General features: G+C 62.5%; 1 pseudogene. It reads right to left on the bottom strand.

The window, feature by feature from the left end:
* Positions 1-488: pseudogene (locus KVS69_RS18735) on the bottom strand (DUF4198 domain-containing protein); the annotation flags it as partial.

The raw sequence follows: 488 nt of genomic DNA, 5'->3' as shown, positions 1-488 counted from the left end.
GATTGCGGGTCAAGCGGATCTCCAACGGATAGCCCAGCGAGGCAGCGAAGTCGTCGGTCAGTTTCGTGCCCACCTGTCCAATGGCACGGGCATGCTTGGTATAGCTATAGGTGACCCCTTTGGGGAACTTGCTTGCGTCATAGGTGGCCAGCGTATCGGGCAAGTCTTCCAGCTCCAGGTACTTGCCGAACTCGCTGGCCGTACGTGTGCTGGTGGCAGCCATCGTCGAGACACCCAGCAGATAGGTGCCCTCGCCCGCCGGATGGACGGTGAGCTGGCTTTGCTTGCCGATCTCTTTCCAACTGGCCAGGTCCGGGGCGGCCTTGGCACCGTCCTGGCTCAGCGAAACGTCCTCTAGACGCGCTCGGGTGACTGCGCCTGCACTTTCATCGAAGGTCTCGTTGTTCACCAAGGCGGTGTCCGCCTCGCCCGCTGCGGTGCCAGGCATGGAGAAAGCGACAAACAGGTCGTGCGCACCGGCACTGCCG

It is taken from the genome of Stenotrophomonas sp. GbtcB23, assembly GCF_019091045.1.
GTDB classification, from domain to species: Bacteria; Pseudomonadota; Gammaproteobacteria; order Xanthomonadales; family Xanthomonadaceae; genus Stenotrophomonas; species Stenotrophomonas rhizophila_A.
The sequence above is the reverse complement of the archived record's forward strand: the minus strand, read 5'-3'. Positions and strand labels throughout refer to the sequence as shown.